Genomic DNA, 16,065 nt, shown 5'->3' on the forward strand with positions numbered 1-16,065 from the left:
CCGTTCGCCTCTCACGCCGCCATGTCCGGCGGATTAGCGTCCAAAGCATGAAGCGCCGCGACGACCGGTCCGGCCCAATGCAAGGAGACGCAGAATGTTGTTCTATCACAGCCCCCGCGCCTGCAGTCAGGCCGCCCACATCATGCTTTACGAGACGCGGCAGGTTTTCGAGGCTGTCCGGGTCGACATCCCGACCCGGGAAACCGAGACAGGCGAAAGCCTGACGGACATCAATCCGAAAGGCTATGTGCCCGCGCTCCGCCTCGACGATGGCAGCCTGCTGACCGAGAATGTCGCGATCCTGGACTGGTTGGCGCAACAGCGGGCGGACCTGGCACCCGCCGGCGCGATGGGGCGGACGCGGCAGATCGAAATGCTGGCCTTCCTGTCGACGGAAATCCAGAAGCCCTTCGTACGTTTGATGTTCGAGGAAAACGCGGAGCGTCAGGCAGAGATAGCCGGAATCCTGCGGCAGCGCTTCGCTCTTCTGGCGGCCCGGATCCAAGACGGCCACCTATTCGGCGATGCCTTCACCGCGTCGGATGCCTTCCTCTATGTGATGTTGGCCTGGGCCCGGATGTTCGGCGTCGATCCGGGCGAAGGGTTCATTCCCTATATCCGGCGCTTGGAAATGCGCCCCGCGATCCGCGACGCCTTGCGGGCGGAGGGGGTGGCGCCCATGGAACTGGCCGCGTGAAGACCGGTACCGGTGGCGGGAACGCCGCCGCCGGTCACTGGGCAGGCTTCAGATTCGCCGGGTGCAGCAGGTCTTCGGTGATCTCCGGCTGCGGCGGGCGCTCCAAATAGGTGGACAGGACCACATAGGTGCGGGTGCCACGGATTTCCGGCAGATCGTAGAGTTTGGCAAGCAGGCTTTCCAGGGCGACGCTGCTGGCCACACGTACCTTCAGCATCATGCAGGTGTCTCCGGTAACGGAATGGACCTCCTCGATCTCCGGTAGGGCCGCCAAGTCCATCAGTCCGGCCGTCTTGCCCCAGCCGGTCGTGTCGACATGGATGAAGGCGAGAAGCGGTTTGCCGACCGCCGGGCCGTCGACGATCGCGACAGTGTTCTTGATGACCCCGGAGGCCCGCAGGCGCTTGACCCGTTCGTGAACTGCCGGGGCGGACAGGCCGACGCGCTCTCCCAATTCGGCATAACCGACATCGGTACCGCGGCTCAGCTCACCTAATATTTTTCGGTCCAACGGGTCGATTCCGACTGTTTTCCCGGCCCGCGCCCGAACGCCATTCGAATTTATTTCATTCGGCATTTTTTCGTCTCCTCAGAACACCATTCGTCGATTAGGAGAATGCCATAATGGTTTTCCGGAGCAACACAATGCCTTATGGGCTTCTATCCGTCCTGCTGGCCGCCGTATCGGTGATCGGCTCGAACTCCCTGGTTCTCAGCCCGATTTCCGGCAGCGTCGCCTTGTCCTTTGCCGGCAGCGACGCGGCGGACGTGATGATCGCGGCCGCATGTTATGGCCTGGGGACGGCGGGCAGCGCCTTGACGCTGGCGCCCAGGATCGATCAGGTCGGGGCCGGAAAGGCGCTGTTCCAGGCAATGAGCGGACTGGCCCTCGCATTGGCGGCGGCCGCCTCTGCCCCAACACTTTGGCTGTTATGCCTGTCCCAGGCCGCGGCCGGAATTGCGGCTGGCATGGCCCTGCCGGCGATTTATGCGCTGACCGCCCAGATTGCCCCGAAAGGCCGGGAAAGCGAGGCGATGGGCCTGGTCATTACCGGCTGGACGGTCAGTCTTGTTCTGGGTGTCAGCCTGTCCGCGCTGGTCGCCGAATTCGCCCATTGGCGGGCTGTCTTCGCGGGTCTGGCAGGATTGGCCGGTGTGATCGCTGTCGTCTTGCGGTTGGGCGTTTCCCAGGACTCACAGGCGCCAGGCTCGTTTCTGCGATCCACGCCCCTGACCGCGCTGCGCGTACCCGGCATCGGTCGCGCGCTTCTGGTCTGCGCCAGCTACATGGCGGCTTTCTACGCGCTCTACGCCTATATCGGGCCGCATGCGAAAACCGTACTGAACCAGCCGGTCGCGTCGATTGGCCTTCTATCCTTGGCCTATGGTGTCGGGTTCGGCCTCGCCGTGCCGTTGGATCGCATCATCGACCGGCGCGGTCCGGACCGGATCGCCGTCGCGGTCTTCTGCTTGCTGGCATCGGTCTATGTCGCCATGTCGCTGACGGTCTGGTCGATGCCGGTCCTGATCGCGCTCTGCGTCCTGTGGGGTGTCGCGAACCATTTGGGACTGAATCTGATCCTGGGACGGCTTGGCCGGCTCGATCCGCGCCAGGGCGGTTCGATCATGGGCCTCTACAGCGCGACCAGCTATCTCAGCCTGTTCTTCGGAACCCTCGCCTACCGGCCGCTATTCGACGCGTTCGGCTTCACCGCCTGCGCCTTGGCCTCGGCCCTCTGCGTCGGGCTGGCCATCCTGGACTCGATCCGGTTGCGCGCAGCGGCACCACGGGTTCAGGGGCAGTGACCGGCTTGCCTAGATATCGGAAACCCGGCTCGGCAGCAGGCGTTTGAACATCGCCAGGCTGCGCTGCGCTTCGCCCGGCGGTAAGGTGATGGCGTGGCGCACCGCCGCCGCGATCAGCACCATGATCAGCCTGGATCCGGTGCGCAGTTCATCGGGATCGCGCGACCGATCCAGACGAATGAGGCAATCCTTCAGAAACCCCGCCAGAATGGAAACATCGGCATCGTCCAATCGCTGGAGGTTCCGGTCGGCCTGGGTCGCCTGCCAGAGATCGCGCATCACCGGCTCGTTCTGAAAGCACTCAAAATAGCCGTCTACAATGCCGCACAATGCGGGATGCAGGTCGCCTTCCGCCGCGACCGGCGCCAGCCCGTCTCGCACACAGGCATGGCCCATTTCATTGTAGCGGCAGGCCAGGGTCCCGAAGATCGCCGTTTTGTCCGGGAAATACTGATACAGGGATCCGAACGCGACGCCCGATCGGTCGACGACATCGCTCATCTTGAACTCGTCGCTCCCCACTTCGCGCAAAATCTCTTCCGAAACGCGCAGGATATGTTCGAACCGGTCCCGGCTTCGTTTCTGCGTCGGCAGTTTGCGGGCGAAAACCGGTATGGGGGCGTTCTCCGATATTTCTGCGGGTTCGGTCCGGGCCATTGGCAACTCCGACGATTTCCATTCTTGACAGACAAAATGCGAGACATTATCTCATTTGTCAAATGAGAGATGTTCTCGCATTTGGCTCTAAAGAAGGAATGTGTCATGTCCACCATCCCCATTCTCGTTGTCGGCGGTAACGGCAAGACCGGTCGCCGCGTGAATTCGAAGTTGCAGGCGCTCGGTCTGCCGACCCGGCCGGTATCGCGGTCGACATCGCCGGCATTCGACTGGACCAAGCCGGAAACCTGGGGCCCCGCCCTCGAAGGCACCCACGCCGCCTATGTCAGCTTTCAGCCGGATCTGGCCGTGCCGGGAGGGGTCGAGGCGATTGCGGCCTTCAGTGCCCTGGCCAGGGAAAAAGGGCTGGATCACATCGTCCTGCTGTCCGGCCGGGGCGAAGAACAAGCGCAGCGCGCGGAGCAGGCGTTGCAGGATTCCGGCGTCTCCTGGACGGTTGTCCGCGCAAGCTGGTTCAACCAGAATTTCAGCGAAAGTTTCCTGTTGGACGGCGTGATGTCGGGGGAAATCGCCCTGCCCGCCGGTGACGTGCGGGAACCGTTTGTCGACGCTGACGATATCGCCGATGTGGCGGTTGCCGCGCTGACGGAAATCGGCCACCGCAACCGGGTCTATGAAGTCACCGGACCGCGCGCCATCACCTTCGCCCAGGCGGTCGAGGAAATCGCTGTCGCGACCGGACGGCCGATCCGCTATACACAGATCCCGCTAGAAACCTTCGTCGATGGGTTGCGCCAGGCCGAACTGCCGGACGATCTGGTCGGGCTTTTGGAGGAGCTATTCGGCACAAATCTGGATGGCCGCAACACCCCGCTGGCCCATGGCGTCGAAGAAGCGCTTGCCCGGCCGCCGCGCGACTTCTCGGATTATGTGCGCAAAACAGTCGAGCAGGGAATTTGGAGCCGGAAACCATGACCGCCACATTCATCACAATCCTGATCTGGATCTGCGCTTTGGGGAGCGGTCTCATGGCCGGCGTCTATTTCGCGTTCTCGACCTTCATCATGGCCGCCTTTGCCCGCATCCCGCAGGCGCACGGTATTTCTGCGATGCAATCCATCAATGTCGTGATCGTCAAATCTCTGTTCCTGCCCCTGTTCTTCGGAACGACGCTGATCGGCCTGTTCCTGGCCGGTTGGGCGCTCTACCAATGGGACCAGCCGGGCGCGGTGCTGTTGCTGGCCGGCGGGCTGGTCTATGCCCTGTGCATGTTCGCCAGCACGATCGTCTTCAATGTGCCGCTGAACAACGCCCTGGCGGCAATGGACGGCGCCAGCGCGGAGGCAACCGCCGTCTGGACTCGATATTTGAAGGAATGGGTCTTCTGGAACCATGTCCGAACGGTGGCATCGACCCTGGCCTGCGCCCTCTTCATCGCGGCGCTTGCCGCCTGATCCCGAAACCGGAAAAGACCGGGCGAAGGGCTCCCCCCGCCCGGCCGTTCTGTCACGCCGCCTGCCGGCCCAGCAGCCCTGCAACATGGTCCAGGGTGACGTGGCCCTTGAACCCGCCGGCGCTCGTGGCCGGTTCTTCGTGTTCGATGGCCCAGGCGAATTGCACCGCCGGATCCTGTTTCAAACGATTGTAGAGCCCGTCGAGGCCCGGATAGTCCCGCCGATCTGCCGCCTGGTGGAAATCGGCCCAGCGGGCGATCCCCATGAAATAGGCGTCGACGATTTCCGGCTCCGCCCCCATCAGGTAGGGGCCTTCGCCCAGCAGTATCTCCAGACCGGCATGGGTCTTTTCGACCAGCTGACGGCCATAATGGGTCAACGCGTCTTTCTCGGGACCGTCCATATCGTGCTCCAAAGCGAACCACAGCGGAGAGAAGGCGTTGAAGAAGCTGGTATTCAGATAAGCCAGCATCTGGGTGCGCCGGTCGAACGCGGCCGATCCCGGCGCCGGTCCCTTGCCCGCTTCATGGAAGCGGGCGCCCAGATAGCCCAGGATCGCCATGCTTTCGCTCAGCACCGCACCATCCGATGTGATCAGCGTCGGGGTTTCGCCGACCGGGTTGATCCGGCGATAGGCTTCGCCCGAAACCACTTCGGGCATTTCGATCCGGCACAGGCGGTAAGGCCGGCCCAGCCATTCCAGAGCGACGATCGATCCGAAGGAGCAGCCCTCCGGTACGCCGTAACACAATACATCCGTCATCATGTGTCCTTTCACGGGTTTGATTGCCGAAACTCGACCCACAAAATCTGCACATCTGGACGACGTATCGGTAGACGCTATGATTGCACCTCAAAATCTACATACATGGACTTTAGGCGATGAACCTGAACGATCTGCATCTCTTCGTTCAATCGGTGGAATCGGGCGGTTTCGCAGCGGCGTCCCGGCGCTTGAATGTCCCGAAATCGACCATCAGCAAACGGGTCGCGGAATTGGAGACCCAACTGGGCGCACGGTTGATCCACCGCAGTTCCCGCAGTTTTGTGCTGAGCGATCTGGGCCGGGAATTCTTCGAACATGCCAGGGCCGCCATCACCGAGGCCGAAACCGCGCGCGACGTTGTCCTGCGGCGGAAGGCGGAGCCGAGTGGCCCCGTTCGGATCACCACATCCGTCCCGACCGCGCAGTACATGCTGGCGCGGTGCCTGCCGGATTTCGCAATCGCCTATCCGAAAGTGGAACTGCGGGTCCATGCCACCGACCGGTTCGTCGACATCGTCCAGGAAGGATACGACATCGCGCTGCGCAGCCATTTCGCGCCACTGCCGAACTCAAATCTGATTCAGCGCAAACTGTCGGAAGAACCGATCCATCTGATCGCCGGAACGCGCTATCTGGCACAAAATCCGGAACCGGAAACGCCGGAAGATCTGGCCACGCATGCCGCGATCCTGACCGGCGCGGCGCGGACTGAATGGGTACTGAACCACGCCGACGGACACAGCGCCGCCGTTTCGCCCAAGGCCGCGATGATCGCGGATGAGTCCGCGTTAATCCTGTCGGCCTGCATTTCCGGAATGGGCGTGACCTGTCTGCCGGTTTCCTTCTATGCCGGCGTGGCCAAGCAGGGTTTGGTCCGCCGGGTTCTGCCGGAATGGGAGGCCGGACGGGTCACGACGACGGCCGTCATGCCGCACCGTCGGGGTCAGTTGCCGGCGGTGCGGGCGGTCGTCGAGTTTCTGGCGAGCCAGCCCGACGACCCCCCGCCCGATCCCGATCACTGGCCGTGATAGGCCGCTTCCAGTTTCGCGACGTCCAGCTTCACCATCTGCATCATCGCCTGCATCACCCGGGCGGATTGCGCCTTGTCGCCTTGTTTCAGCAGACGCGGCAGGGCCTCGGGGACGATCTGCCAACTCAAACCGAACCGGTCCTTCAGCCAGCCGCACTGGCTTTCCTTACCGCCGCCGTCCAAGAGCGCATTCCAGTAATGATCGACCTCCGCCTGGTCCTTGCAGGCGACGGACATCGAGATGGCCTCGGTGAAGGGGAAAACGGGACCGCCGTTGATCGCCTGGAACCGCTGTCCCGCGACCTCGAACGTCATCGCCAGAACGGAACCTTCGGGTCCCGGCCCATCGGGGCCGTTGCGGGTGACATCGACGATGGCGCCGGCACCGAAGACGGAAATGTAGAACGCGGCCGCTTCCTCCGCATTCGTGTCGAACCAGAGGCAGGGCGTGATTTTAGGGTCGTCACTCATGACGCGTCCTTTCATTTTGTTAGGAAGCCGGACTCAGCCGGCGGGATATTCATCGTGCAGGCGCCACCAATGATACGGGGCGGTCTGCGGTGTACCTTCCGGAGAATCCTCCCAGCTTTCCTGTCGTCCGAACGGCGTCAGGTCCAGGAAGCTCCAGGTCGTGCCCAGCATCTCCACGCCGCGTCCGGTCGTGAAATAGGTCCGGTAGATCCGGTCGGCGTCCCGAATGAAGACGTTCAGCCCGAAGCCCCCGGACACATCCATGTCGCGGTTGAACGCTTCCGTGCCGGAATACCAGGGCAGGGTCCATTCCATGCGCTGCTTGAACGCCACGATCTCGTCGATCGGCGCGGTCGAAACCAGTGCGATCACCGTGTCGCGCTGACGGATATGATCCGTACGGCCGACCGTGTCAGTGAACATTCCACAGCCGGCGCAGGGATCCGGATCCGCCGGTTTCAACATGTGATGGTACAGGATCAACTGCCGGCGTCCCTCGAACAAATCGGGCAAGGACAGCGATCCGTCCGGGCCGTCGAACCGGTAGTCGCCTTCCACCGGCGTCCAGGGCAAGCGGCGACGTTCGGCCGCCAGGGCGTCCAGCGCCCGGGTCATCGCCTTCTCCTTCGCACGGAAGGCCCGGCTCGCCGCCTGCCATTCTTCTCGTGACGTCACGTCATATTGTCTCATCTCGCACCCCCCTCACCCTCGGGGCCGCAGCCTTCGCCGTCCATCATCGCCTCTTTGGACGCGGCGAGAATCTCATCCTGGGTCATCACTTTCTGCGGCGTCGAAATGGACCAGCGGTGACCGAACGGGTCTTCAACCATGCCGAACCTGTCGCCCCAGAATGCGTCGTCCATGGGCATAACAGATGTCGCACCGGCCTGGACCGCGCGGTCGAAACTGGCATCCGCGTCGTCCACGATCAGATGCATCGACACCGAACTGCCGCCCAGGGTCTTCGGGCCTCGCAGGCCCCATTCCAGATTCTCGTCGACCAGCATGACGGACGATCCGTTGATGCTGACGCAGGCATGCATCAACTTGCCGCTCTGGCCGGGAATGCGCATCAGCTCATCCGCGCCAAAAGCCTGCTTGTAGAATTCGATCGCGTCCGCCGCACCGGCGCAGATCAAATGAGGGCTGAGGACGTGGATGCCTTTTTCGGCGGCATCTTTCTTCACATCGGACATTGTCTTCTCCATCAATGAGTGGGGTTAGGACTTACAGATCCTTCGTCAGGGCCGCCTGACCGGTCATCGGATCGAAGGGCACGGAGACATGTTCGTGCAGAACACGCCATTCGCCGTCGACGCGGTGCAGGCAGACCGTGATCCGCATCCAGGTCGCCCCGCACGGATGATCCGCCGGTTCCGGCACAAAATGATGCAGACCGAACACCACCGCCAAATCGCCGTCGACATGAACCGTCAGGTCCTTGTGTTCGGATTTGAACCGGTCGGGAAAGTACGGGAACACGGTCTGCCAGATCTTACGAACCGCTTCTTTCCCAACAGTCTGGAAAGGTGGGATGGCATCGAACAGGACCGTGTCGTCCTGATAGTTCCGAACCAGGCCGTCGGCGTCCTTGGCCTCAACGGCACGCCGCCAGTCCGCGACCAGGGTTTCGATTTCCGCCTTGTCGGCGGCGATTTGGGCTGCGCTGGATTGTGTCATGATCAGTCCTTTCAAGGTATTTGGTTGTCTGAACGCGTTCAGGGTCGGAGGCTGTCGACTTCCAACCAAAGGCCGGGATAGGACCGGATCAAACCGGACGGCCTCGTTGTCAGGTCGGCTTCGTAGTCGAAAAGCGGGGCGGTATAGGACAGGTTTTCGGCATCGATGCGGCGATAGGTTTGTTCCAGGATCTTCAACGACCGGTCTGCGATATCCAGCCAGGCCGCCGGGGCCGGAACCAATCGTCCCGGCCGGACGGCGAGGCGCCGGATGGGAAATATGTTGGTCGCCGGTGTGAATCCCAGATCGAGATCCGCCATGCCTTCGACCGCTTTCTGGAGAATATCGTTCTTCCGCCAGCGACCCTGGCCATCGGTGCGTATCTTCAGGTTCAAGGGCGATCCCGCATGGAAACCTTCGACATCGGCCGAACGGGTGCGCCAGTCCGGGCCGCATTCGACCCGGTAACGTAGGGCTGCGGCGCCGCTGGATTCGGTCCAGACCGCCATGCCGGTCAGACGATACCCGTCCTCTATCCGGTCGATCCGGCAGGAATCGTGACCTTCGGTGTCGATCCGCCGCCACAACACCGTGTCGGGAATCGCATCGGACCCTGGGCCACGCCCGTCATCGAACATCGTATCGGGCCGCATTGCAGCCTCCCCCATCTTCGGCCGCTCAATCGAGCGACTTCGCGACGGCGACCAACTGGTCGAGGCAGAGGCCCCAGCCTTCATGGAAACCCATGTCGCGATGTTTCTGGCAATCTTCGGCATTCTTGTGCCGGGCGACCGCGGTGTAGCGCGTGCCGCCAGGAACCTCCTCGAAGGTCACGATCGCCGAGAAGAAGCTTTCCGCCGACGGTCGGAATCCTGGCTGCAGCGCGTCGGTGAAGACGATCCGTTCCGGCGCGACCGCTTCCAATATGCATCCCGTGCTGTCGAAGCGTTCCCCGTCGGGGCCCTGCATTACGGTCCGGAAAATACCGCCGGGCTGCAGGTCGATTTCACATTCTGGCGCGGTCCAGGGCTTCGGCGCGAACCAGGATGTGAGCAAGGCCGGCTCTGACCAGCCGCGCCATAGCTTTTGGCGCGAGACATCCACAATACGTGTGAGGACGAGATCGCGATCCTGATCTATGGTTGTATATTCGGTCATTGTAGGATCCTTTTCAGGGTAGGGTAATTATTCGAATCTTAGCGTCGGATTATTGCGCCGGCATGCTCTTGCCGAGGAATGCCTCGACCATCGGCACGACGAGGTCCAGGCGTTCCATGATGCCCAGATGCGTCGTACCGGGCAGGATCGCCAGCTCGTCGGCCGACGCTTCCATGAAATACGGTTTGACCGGGCCACCGCCCACAAGACGGAAGAGGCGCACCGAATGTTCCGGGCGGATCACATCGGCGTCCCCCGACAGAACCTGCACCGGCGCCGCGATCGACGCAATATCCGCCTCCGGCCAATCATCGATATGGGTGTCCAGGTCGAGCAGCTTTTCGACCAACGTCTCAAAGTTTTCCGGGTTCGGCGCGACGTCCTTATAGGCCTTTTCCCAGGGCGTCCCCGCGAAGCTTTGCGGGGTCATTTGCGCGAACATCTCGTGCAGTTCCGGATAGAGCGCGTCCTTCCTGAAGCCGGCGGCGGCAGTGGTCATGCGGCGTATGCGGTCCGGATGCCGGATCGCCAGCTGCAGGGCGACACCGCCCCCCATGGAATAGCCGACAATATCGGCACGCGGCAGATCCAGTGCGGCCATGAACGCGTCGACATCGTCGGCCATGGTTTCATACCGGATCGGCCGGTCGATATCCGCTGTACGTCCATGCCCTTGCAGATCCAGGACATAGACCTTCCGGTTTTCGGCCAGGCGTTCGACCAATGGCAGCATCAAATCGGTCGTCATATAGGCGCCGTGAAGCACCACGACCGGGTCGCCGGTCCCATGCACTTCGTAATACATGCTCAAACCATTGGCTTGGACGTACCCGGTGTCCAAAGCGGCCGCTTTGGCCGGTGACGGATCGACAAAAGCGGACAACAGGGCGGCGCTGACGCCGAACACCATAGCCAAGTCACGCCGGGCACGTCCGACACTGGCCAGCCAGCTCGGCCCGCGCCGCTCCGCCTTGTAGAATGTCAGTTCGCTTTGCGTCTGAAGAACGGAACAGTCCATGGTCTCAAGCCTTCCCCTTCGGGTGTGAAAACAGGAATTCGATATACCGGCGCAGATGGCTGACGCTCGCCAGGGCGACATCCATCGACAGCCGCGCCTTGGCCACGATGAACGCACCTTGGATGACGGCCTGACTGTAGACAGCCAGGTCCATCGCATTCCAATCCGCATCCGGCACATAACGCGCCTTTGCCAAGTCGATGTCTTTCGCCAACTCAGCCGCGTGGCCATAGATGCAGCGCTCGCAGGCTTCCCGGATGGCCGGGTTGCTGTCGTACTGCTCCTGAACCATCGTGCCGATCAGGCAGGTATAGTCGGGCAGATCGCCTTGAATGATGGCGGACCGGAAGTCGATATACCCCAGCACCCGGTCCAGCGGGTCCGCCGCGTCGTGATAGGGGGCGGATGCAAAGAACTTTCCGGTCGTGCACGCCCAGTATTCCGCGGCGGCGACCGCCAGTTCTTCCTTATTCTTGAAATGGTGAAAGAAGCTGCCCTTGGTCAGGCCGGCCGCGTCGCAGATGTCGTCGACCCGCGCGGCGCTGTAGCCCTTGGCGCGAATAACCGTCAGCGCCGCATCCAGCAGCCTCTGCTTCGATTCATGTGTCGCTTCGCTCATCTCGTCACCATACCGACCAGTTGGTATGTCATATACCGACCAGTTGGTATGGTGTCAATGATCGATTACGAGTCTTTCCGTCCGGCGCCATAGAAGCGCAGAACAATGCAGAGAACCGGGGCTGCGGCGAAAGCAGCGAACAGCCACAGGGCCGCCGATTGTGCACCGGCAATGCCGCCGGGTTCGGTCAATCCCGCCAGATTGACGACCATCCCCGCCGCCGCCGCACCGAAGGCGGTCGCGAAGAGCTGAACCGTCGTGATCCCGGCCGTCGCCAGATCCTGCTGCCCCTCCGGCGCGAAGCGGAAGACCCCGGTGACGATATGCGGCCAGGCGAGACCGATCCCGAAGCCGACCAGTACCAGGCCGAAGCAGACCGGGCCCAGGATCATCCACGCCTCGTCCGATTGCTGGGGCGCCAGCACCGCCAGAAGAACCAAGCCGCACAGCCCGGACAGCGGGCCCGCCAGGACCGCGCGGCGTCCGCCCGCCTCACCCAGTCCGGCCGAAACCATCGTGCCCAGCGTCCAGCCCAGCGCCATCAGTGCCGCGAGGTAGCCCGCGATCAGCGGCGATTGGCCGTGGAGCACTTGCAGAAGATAGGGCACAAAGATTTCCGGCTGCATGCCCAGAACCAGCAAACCGATCACGGCGTAACATCCGCCCAAGGGTCCGACCGGGTTCAGCGCCCCGTCCGGCAGCAATCGGTTCAGACTGCGCCGCTCGCAATAGACCAGCAGCGCAACTGCGGCCAAGGCCCCTCCAATTCCGGCCAGTTTCACCGCGACCGCGGAGGCGACACTGCCGGCCGACAGGACGAGAACCGCCAGCGTCAGAAGGCACAATTGCGCCTTGGGCAAGGGCGACGCGCCGTCCCCCGCTTGGGCGCGTGCCGGCAAGGTCGCGGCAGCCAGGGCCGCGAACCCAGCGATCAGCGGGATCAAGGTCCAGAAAGCGGCGCGCCATTGGCCGATTTCCGCGAACATGCCGCCCAGCGCCGGACCGGTCAGCGTCGCCAGGCCCCACATGGCCGAAATCAACCCGATCGCGCGGCCCCACAGCGTCGGTTCGAACACCATCCGGATCACCGCATAGGCCAGGGCATAGAGAAACCCGCCGCCCAGCCCTTGGATGAACCGCCCGACCAACAGAAACGGCATGGCGGGTGCCAAGGCGCAAATCAGTGTGCCGATCGCGAATATCCCCGCGGCCGCCAGATAGGCACCCTGCGGTCCGGCTGCATTGAGCAGGCGCGCCGAAAGCGCCGCCCCCAGAATGGAAGCGACGACGAACAGGGTCGTGCTCCAGGCGTAATAGTCCAACCCGCCGATATCCTGGACCACCGATGGCATGATCGTGGTCGCGACGAAGACATTGACCGCATGCAGTGCGACACTGCCGGCCAGGGTGACCGAGTAGATCGCGTTCTTGCCGGAGACCAATCCGGACCAGCCCGCGCCGGATTCAGGCAAAGCGGTAGTGCTGTCTGAATGAGACATGACAATTCTCCTGTATTTTGGGAGGAACGGCGCGACGGCCGTCCGGTTATTGCAGCGTCGGTCGGGTAATCCGGGTCAGCTTGTCCGGATTGCGCATGATGAAGATGTCCGTCGCGCGGCCTTTTTCGTCATAGGCGAAGCCGACCGTGCCGACGATCGCATCGCCGTCGGTCAGGACCAGGCCAAGACCGCCGTTGATATCGGATTCGACCTTTGCGTAATCGGCCCAGTAATCACCCAGTTTTTCGGCGATGAAGGCCAGGACATCCGCCTTGCCATAGATCGGCTGCGCGACCGTCGGAACTTTGCCCCCGCCATCGGCGGACAGGACAATATCGTCCGTCAGAAGCGCCGCCAGTGCGCCGGTCTGGCCGGTCGCCAGTGCCGACTCGAAGGCCGACAGCAACCGTCGTTGATTATCGGCGCTGGTCACATGCCGCACACGCGCGCGCTCAACATGCGACTTGGCGCGTGACACCAGTTTCCGGCAGGCCGTTTCCTGCAGATCCAGCGCCTGGGCGATATCGCGATAGTCGACATCGAAGATTTCATGCAGCAGATAGGCCGCACGTTCTTTCGGCGTCAGGCGTTCGAGCATCAGCAGGAATGCCGTCGTCAGGGAAGACGCGATCGCCACTGCGCCTTCAGGATCCTGATTGGAATCGGTCTGCATCGGTTCCGGCAGCCAGGCCCCGACATAGTCCGTTCGCGACCGATGGGCCGACCGCAGATGGTCCAGGCATTGCCGGGTACACACCGTCGTCAACCAGGCCGCCGGATTATCGATCTCCGCCTGATCGGCCGCGTTCCATTTCAGATAGGTATCCTGGACCGCATCTTCCGCATCGGCCCGGGAACCGAGAATTCGATAGGCAAGGCCGAGCAATGTCGGCCTTACCGTTTCGAAGCGGGTGGGGGTATTCCGCTCGGTCATCTCAATGCCTCGAGACCTGGATGCGGTTCCAAAGATTGATCATCGCGACCGTGGCTGTCAGGGCGCCGATTTCCGCTTCGGAATAGTGCCGCCGCAACTCGGCGCGCAACACGCCGAGATCGGCGGTGTGGTCGATGACCGTCAGCGCTTCGGTCCAGGCCAGGGCCGCTTTCTCCTTGGCGGAAAAGTCGGATACCTGACGCCAGACGATGACGCGGTCCAGACGTTCGCTGGTTTCCCCGTCTTCCCGTGCTTCTCGCGTATGCATCTTGATGCAGAAGGCGCAGCCGTTGATTTGGGAGGCGCGCAGTTGCACCAGATGGTGGACCATCCGGTCCAGCCCGTTGGCATCGATCACGGGATGTATTGCGCCCAGCGCCTCCATGACCGACGGAATTTCCTTCTCATACCGCACCGCGTTCGTATTGCTCATGGTCCAATCAATCCTTTCAGATGTCGGGCCCGATTGCCCGTCACCTTCCCGACGATTGGCACTTCGCATCTGTGACATGGCCGACCAGAAAAATCTTCAACAGGCTCCATTATTTCGGCGGACGACCGCTTCATAAGCCTCGTTAAGGCGCGCCAGAACGGATTTTCCGGGCGGCTGAACGGCCGGGTCGCCGAGATGGATCGCGCGAAGCTCCACCATGAAATCGTTCCACAGGTCGGGGCCGCCCTCCTCCAGCAATTGCGCGCGGATGCTCAATTCTTCCGTGACCGGCAGATGCCGCCGCCCCCAGCCGCCGATCGCCGCCATGACCGGCACCAGTTGGATTGCCGCCTCGGTCAGGCTGTAAATAGCCTTCTGCTTGTGGCTGGGATCGTCGGCCCGGGTAATCAGGCCCAGATCCATCAGGCGTTTCAGGCGCGCGGCCAGAATGTTCGATGCGATCCCTTCCAATGAATGCTTCAACAGTTCACGGAAATGCCGCCGGTTCCCAAACATCATGTCGCGCAGAATGATCAGGCTCCATCGGTCGCCGATCACTTCCATCGTCAAATTGATCGGGCAGCCCGACCGCAAATCCAATGTCATCGTTCTCTCCAAAAATCTGATTGCAGAATAAAACTGGTTATGCCATACAGCAACCGGTTTCAAAACAGGATCAGTTTGGAGGCAGGCAATGACTTTGGGAAACGGCATCAAGGCGGGATCAGCCGACCGGCTGGTCGAGGCGTTGGACACCCAGATTCGATCCGGCTCGGCGCCCGGCCTGGTCTTCGGCCTTGCGTGCGGGTCGGATCTGGACATCCGGGCCATCGGCCCCGCCGCACCGGGATCAGACCGGCCGATGCTTCCTGACACGATCTTCCGGATCGCCTCAATGACCAAACCGATTGCCGGATTGGTCGCAACGGCCCTGGCGTTGGAAGGGGTGTTCGAACTGGACGATCCTATCGACCGCCACATTCCCGAACTGGCGGACAGGCGCGTTCTGGTCCGGCCGGACGCGGCGCTGGACGAGACGGTCCCGGCCGCTCGGCCGATCCGTGTGGAAGATCTGCTGACCTGCCGAATGGGCATGGGCTTCATCATGCAGGAGGGCCGTTTCCCATTCATGGAAGCCCTGTCCGAACTGGGTCTGACGCCCGGCGCCTATCCACCCTCCGATCCGCCGGATGTTTGGATCAAGAAACTGGCGAACCTTCCTTTGATCGATCAGCCGGGGACGGTCTGGCGATACGACACGGCGATCAGTGTTCTGGGCGTCTATCTGGAACGCGCGACCGGACGATCCTTGGATACGCTTTTCCGGGAACGGGTTTTCGACCCGCTGGGCATGACCGATACCGGGTTCCATGTCCCACCCGACAGCCTGTCCCGTCTGCCGCCGGAATGCTGGGAAGACGGAACGGAGGACGATCCCGGCGGGGCCGGTTCGCGGTTCGTCGCGCCCCCGGCCTTTCATTCGGCGGCGGCGGGGCTGGTATCGACGGCGCGGGATTTGCTGACCTTCGCAACGATGATGCTGAACCGCGGAGAATGGCGCGGCCGTCGGCTGTTCCAGTCCCAGGTCATCGATGCGATGACGCGGGACCGCATTCCGGACGATCAGAAGCGAAACTCCCCCTTCGTGCCCGGTTTCTGGGACAAGAACGGCTGGGGCTATGGCGTCGGCATATCCTATCCGAAAGACCCGACCGATCCGCCCGGCTTCGGCTGGGCCGGCGGCACCGGCACCAATCTCTACTGGGATCCGGCGACCGGCCTGGCCGGCGTGCTGCTGACCCAGCGGTTGATGACGTCACCGACCGCACCTGCTCATTTCGACACGTTCTGGCGCCATGCCCGCGCGGCGGCCGCCTGATTT

The 16,065-nt window shown here is 62.5% G+C and carries 21 protein-coding genes; 6 read left to right on the forward strand and 15 right to left on the reverse strand.

All coding sequences use genetic code 11. The features are described from left to right. Window positions 1-94 precede the first annotated feature (94 nt). Window positions 95-697 (forward strand): glutathione S-transferase N-terminal domain-containing protein, encoded by a 603-nt coding sequence (locus ACO06O_RS12285; protein WP_421880136.1) that lies wholly within the window; start codon window positions 95-97, stop codon window positions 695-697. A gap of 34 nt (window positions 698-731) precedes the next feature. Here the strand turns inward: ACO06O_RS12285 and ACO06O_RS12290 are convergent, their stop codons facing one another. Further along, a complete protein-coding gene (locus ACO06O_RS12290) occupies window positions 732-1,274 on the reverse strand; it encodes an Lrp/AsnC family transcriptional regulator (RefSeq protein WP_421880138.1) in 543 nt (180 codons plus the stop codon). 68 nt (window positions 1,275-1,342) lie between these two features. On the opposite strand from ACO06O_RS12290, the gene ACO06O_RS12295 reads away from it, so the two are divergent. After that, complete coding sequence (locus tag ACO06O_RS12295) at window positions 1,343-2,503, forward strand: MFS transporter (RefSeq protein ID WP_421880140.1); 1,161 nt, start codon at window positions 1,343-1,345, stop codon at window positions 2,501-2,503. Window positions 2,504-2,512: 9 nt separating this feature from the next. Here the strand turns inward: ACO06O_RS12295 and ACO06O_RS12300 are convergent, their stop codons facing one another. Next, window positions 2,513-3,160, reverse strand: a complete 648-nt coding sequence (locus ACO06O_RS12300; protein WP_421880142.1) for a TetR/AcrR family transcriptional regulator — start codon at window positions 3,158-3,160, stop codon at window positions 2,513-2,515. Between the two features lie 105 nt (window positions 3,161-3,265). Here ACO06O_RS12300 and ACO06O_RS12305 point away from each other — a divergent pair, with 105 nt between their 5' ends. Continuing rightward, a complete protein-coding gene (locus ACO06O_RS12305; protein WP_421880144.1) occupies window positions 3,266-4,096 on the forward strand; it encodes an NmrA family transcriptional regulator in 831 nt (276 codons plus the stop codon). After that, window positions 4,093-4,575, forward strand: coding sequence for a DUF1772 domain-containing protein (locus ACO06O_RS12310; RefSeq protein ID WP_421880146.1), 483 nt, complete (start codon window positions 4,093-4,095; stop codon window positions 4,573-4,575). Before ACO06O_RS12305 ends, ACO06O_RS12310 begins: the two co-directional genes overlap by 4 nt. Window positions 4,576-4,627: 52 nt before the next feature. On the opposite strand, the gene ACO06O_RS12315 is transcribed toward ACO06O_RS12310, so the two are convergent. Next, window positions 4,628-5,338, reverse strand: coding sequence for a glutathione S-transferase family protein (locus ACO06O_RS12315; RefSeq protein ID WP_421880148.1), 711 nt, complete (start codon window positions 5,336-5,338; stop codon window positions 4,628-4,630). A 119-nt stretch (window positions 5,339-5,457) separates the two neighbouring features. Here ACO06O_RS12315 and ACO06O_RS12320 point away from each other — a divergent pair, with 119 nt between their 5' ends. Continuing rightward, on the forward strand, window positions 5,458-6,369 hold the full coding sequence (locus ACO06O_RS12320; protein WP_421880150.1) for a LysR substrate-binding domain-containing protein: 912 nt from the start codon (window positions 5,458-5,460) through the stop codon (window positions 6,367-6,369). On the opposite strand, the gene ACO06O_RS12325 is transcribed toward ACO06O_RS12320, so the two are convergent. From ACO06O_RS12325 to ACO06O_RS12380, 12 genes are all read right to left on the reverse strand, one after another. After that, window positions 6,357-6,842, reverse strand: coding sequence for a VOC family protein (locus tag ACO06O_RS12325; RefSeq protein WP_421880152.1), 486 nt, complete (start codon window positions 6,840-6,842; stop codon window positions 6,357-6,359). The genes ACO06O_RS12320 and ACO06O_RS12325 overlap by 13 nt on opposite strands. Window positions 6,843-6,875: 33 nt before the next feature. Continuing rightward, window positions 6,876-7,532, reverse strand: coding sequence for a DUF899 domain-containing protein (locus tag ACO06O_RS12330; RefSeq protein ID WP_421880154.1), 657 nt, complete (start codon window positions 7,530-7,532; stop codon window positions 6,876-6,878). Beyond that, window positions 7,529-8,038, reverse strand: a complete 510-nt coding sequence (locus tag ACO06O_RS12335; protein WP_421880156.1) for a VOC family protein — start codon at window positions 8,036-8,038, stop codon at window positions 7,529-7,531. The genes ACO06O_RS12330 and ACO06O_RS12335 overlap by 4 nt, the downstream gene beginning before the upstream one ends. 31 nt (window positions 8,039-8,069) lie before the next feature. Next, entirely contained in the window at window positions 8,070-8,522 is a 453-nt protein-coding gene (locus ACO06O_RS12340) for a YybH family protein (RefSeq protein ID WP_421880158.1), read from the reverse strand. Between the two features lie 38 nt (window positions 8,523-8,560). Next, complete coding sequence (locus tag ACO06O_RS12345; RefSeq protein WP_421880160.1) at window positions 8,561-9,175, reverse strand: putative glycolipid-binding domain-containing protein; 615 nt, start codon at window positions 9,173-9,175, stop codon at window positions 8,561-8,563. 25 nt (window positions 9,176-9,200) lie between these two features. Next, window positions 9,201-9,680: an SRPBCC family protein gene (locus ACO06O_RS12350; protein ID WP_421880162.1), complete on the reverse strand. Its 480-nt coding sequence runs from the start codon at window positions 9,678-9,680 to the stop codon at window positions 9,201-9,203. Between the two features lie 49 nt (window positions 9,681-9,729). Further along, window positions 9,730-10,698, reverse strand: a complete 969-nt coding sequence (locus tag ACO06O_RS12355) for an alpha/beta fold hydrolase (protein WP_421880164.1) — start codon at window positions 10,696-10,698, stop codon at window positions 9,730-9,732. 4 nt (window positions 10,699-10,702) lie between these two features. Beyond that, the gene (locus tag ACO06O_RS12360) at window positions 10,703-11,317 is read right to left on the reverse strand and encodes a TetR/AcrR family transcriptional regulator (RefSeq protein ID WP_421880166.1); all 615 of its coding nucleotides are present in this window, start codon (window positions 11,315-11,317) and stop codon (window positions 10,703-10,705) included. A gap of 65 nt (window positions 11,318-11,382) precedes the next feature. Then, the gene (locus ACO06O_RS12365) at window positions 11,383-12,816 is read right to left on the reverse strand and encodes an MFS transporter (RefSeq protein WP_421880168.1); all 1,434 of its coding nucleotides are present in this window, start codon (window positions 12,814-12,816) and stop codon (window positions 11,383-11,385) included. A gap of 46 nt (window positions 12,817-12,862) precedes the next feature. Next, on the reverse strand, window positions 12,863-13,750 hold the full coding sequence (sigJ, locus tag ACO06O_RS12370) for an RNA polymerase sigma factor SigJ (protein WP_421880170.1): 888 nt from the start codon (window positions 13,748-13,750) through the stop codon (window positions 12,863-12,865). A 1-nt stretch (window position 13,751) separates the two neighbouring features. Next, on the reverse strand, window positions 13,752-14,183 hold the full coding sequence (locus ACO06O_RS12375) for a carboxymuconolactone decarboxylase family protein (protein WP_421880172.1): 432 nt from the start codon (window positions 14,181-14,183) through the stop codon (window positions 13,752-13,754). 96 nt (window positions 14,184-14,279) lie between these two features. After that, complete coding sequence (locus ACO06O_RS12380; RefSeq protein WP_421880174.1) at window positions 14,280-14,789, reverse strand: winged helix-turn-helix transcriptional regulator; 510 nt, start codon at window positions 14,787-14,789, stop codon at window positions 14,280-14,282. Window positions 14,790-14,877: 88 nt separating this feature from the next. Here ACO06O_RS12380 and ACO06O_RS12385 point away from each other — a divergent pair, with 88 nt between their 5' ends. Then, window positions 14,878-16,062 (forward strand): serine hydrolase domain-containing protein, encoded by a 1,185-nt coding sequence (locus ACO06O_RS12385; protein WP_421880176.1) that lies wholly within the window; start codon window positions 14,878-14,880, stop codon window positions 16,060-16,062. The last annotated feature ends 3 nt before the right edge of the window (window positions 16,063-16,065 follow it).

This window comes from Pacificispira sp. (genome assembly GCF_965228185.1).
Classification (GTDB): domain Bacteria; phylum Pseudomonadota; class Alphaproteobacteria; order UBA8366; family Aestuariispiraceae; genus Pacificispira.